Origin of the sequence: Streptococcus sp. HMSC066E07 (assembly GCF_001814695.1) — a bacterium.
GTDB lineage: Bacteria > Bacillota > Bacilli > Lactobacillales > Streptococcaceae > Streptococcus > Streptococcus hominis.
Genome location: NZ_KV817446.1, coordinates 79,741 through 82,539 on the forward strand (window position 1 = coordinate 79,741; position 2,799 = coordinate 82,539).

A 2,799-nucleotide genomic window follows, 5' to 3' on the forward strand; every position below is an offset into this window, starting at 1 on the left:
TCTCTCCTTATACATATTTTAATGTAAAAAATATATGTAGTCTAGCGAAAAATCTGGGAAAAGTTTACGTTTTGTAAACAAATTTACAATAAAAAATGTGTATAAATATAAAAACAACATAACTAAACTGTATTTTGCCTTAGATTTAAAAAAACTGACTTAAAATCAGATACTATCGGCATCACAATAAAGCAGGGCTTCTTAATCTCTGCTAAGGATTTACCTCACTACAGAGATTGCAGATCCAGTAAAATATTTTTTAAATAACTTATCAAAAACTTTACAGACTGTCAAGAAATAGAGAGAGAATACAGGTCATTTTGATTGAAAGTGCTATAAAGGGGTTGGTATAATGGTTTTATTAGAAGTTTATACTTTTATGCAAAATTCTAAAAAACTATAGAAAGGAAATCGTAATGATTAAAAAAATGATGAATCTTGTTGGGGTAGCATTATTGCTGGCTTCAACAATCTTATCACCGGCTAGTGCTGTTGCTCAAACGCTGACGAATCAATCTTCAGCATTGACAACTCAGTCAGAGACGAAAAAAGGTTTGGAAAATTCGTCTAGAGAAGAAGAGACAGCTAAACAAACAACACCTTCTACTGACTCGACAGGCACAAATGACAGTTCTAGCCAAGAGAAAAAGGCTGAAATGCCTGCTTCTGAAAATAAAACGGAAGCAAGTGCTGATTCGAGCCAAGTAAAAGAAGATACTGCTTCAAAGAAAACTGATAATGTGGAGGAAAAAAATGAAAGCAAACCAGGAGCACCCCCTGCTGCTAAAGATACTAAAGATACTAAAGATACCCAAGCAGCCCCTAAAACTAAAAGGGCAGCAAAAGAAATAGATGCGATTACGCAATTTAGTATTACCGATAAAGATGGGAAACCATTAAACAAACCGTTGCAACAATGGGAACAATTTAAAATTGATGGTCAGTTTAAGTTGCCAAATAACGATGTGCATGAAGGGGATTATACAACATTCAAGATTTCAGAAAATCTGGTTTTGGTGTCAACTCCTAATTTTGATATTAAAGATAAAGATGGTCAAGTTGTAGCTCGTGCAACTATTGATCCAGAGAATCGACTATTAAAGTTGACCTATACAAAGTATGTTGAAAACAAATCAGATGTTTCTGGTAGCTTTTATTTTTATACTTATGTTAATCATCATATCGTAAAGGAAAAGAAAAAAGTTCCACTCCAAATTACAGTTAATCGGAATATAGTTCCGATAGGAGAAGTAGAGTTTGGAGGTTTAACTCCGCCATCACAAAAAGATTTGACAAAAGTAGGCAATTTTAAACCAGACAATACCATCACTTATGATATCACTGTAAATCAGTCAGGAAAAGAAGTTCTGGATGCAAAAGTAACTGATATTTTAAAAACACCAAATATTTCCTATGTTAAAGATAGTTTTGAAATTTATAAAGGAAAATGGGTCATTAAAGACAACCGATGGGTTTTAGAAAATAAAAAGACTGTTACAAACCAATTTAATGTGGAATTTTTATCTGACTCAGAATTTTCTATTAAATTAGGAAAAATAAATAAGGATGAAGGCTACCATATTAAATATAAAGCTAAGGCAAATTATAAATTACAAAGTGGTGAAGTTGTTGAAAACATAGCGTCTCTTTGGTCTAGTAAAACAAAAATCATAGATTCTATCGCCAAAACTACCTATGTAGAGGCTGGTGGAAGTGCAGAAGGCTATGTTTACTCTGTCACACTACACAAAAAAGACGAAGTATCTGGGGGACCGTTAGCAGGAGCTGTCTTTAGAGTGACCCGCGACCGTAATGGTGCTGTAGTTGGTGATTTCACTACAGATAGTACAGGAAAAGTCGCGATTCCTAATTTGCTGAAAGACAATTATACTATTAAAGAAATCAAAGCGCCGGATGGTTATCAGTTAACAGGCAAAGAAATTAAGGTTAAACCAGAAAATTTCAATAGTAGTAAGTCTTACAGTTTAGATATTTCAAATAAACGGCAAAAAGTATCTGCGACTTTACAGGTGAATAAGAAGCTCGTTGGTCGCACACTTAAAGATAATGAGTTTGAGTTTACATTAACAGATAAGCAAACTAATCAAACTCAAAAAGCAAAAAATGTAGGTGGGAAAGTTACCTTCAAATCAATTGAATATGATAAAGAAGGAGTCTATCAATATAAAATTGAAGAAACAGGCGGTTCAACAGATCCTGCTATCCACTACGACTCTAACATTATTTATGCAAAGGTAACAGTTGGAAAAGATAAGACTGGAAAATTAACAATTGCAAATATCACCTATGAAGCAGGATTACCTGATGGCACCTTTGAAAACAGGGATACATTTACTAATCTATATATTTCTCAAAAAACAAAAGCGACATTAACAGTTAAGAAAGTATTGACAGGTCGTAAACTTCAAGCAGGTGAATTTGAGTTTGACCTAAAAGAGAATGGGCAAATTCTCCAAACTGTGAAAAATGATGCTGACGGAAAAGTTCAATTCAAAGAGCTTGAATATACTAAAGCAGGAACCTATCATTATACCATTAGTGAAAAAGCTGGTGATGTTCCAGGAGTTGAATATGAACCGAATCTTATCTCGGCAACTGTAACTGTCAAAGATAAGGGAGGAAAACTTGAAGTTACAAAGGTCACTTATTCGAAAGCTGGTGAGGAGACTAAAAAACCAACTTTTGAGAATCGCTATGCTCCAGGAAAGACTTTCGCTCGATTAGAAGTGAACAAAGTTCTTACGGGCCGTCAGCTACAAAAAGACGAGTTTGAGTTTG

1 protein-coding gene is annotated in these 2,799 nt (G+C 34.2%); it reads left to right on the plus strand.

The genetic code is table 11. The features are described from left to right. Positions 1 to 416 precede the first annotated feature (416 nt). Positions 417 to 2,799, plus strand: a 2,383-nt coding sequence (locus HMPREF2984_RS05370; RefSeq protein WP_257362615.1) for a Spy0128 family protein, incomplete at its 3' end; no start/stop codon positions are given.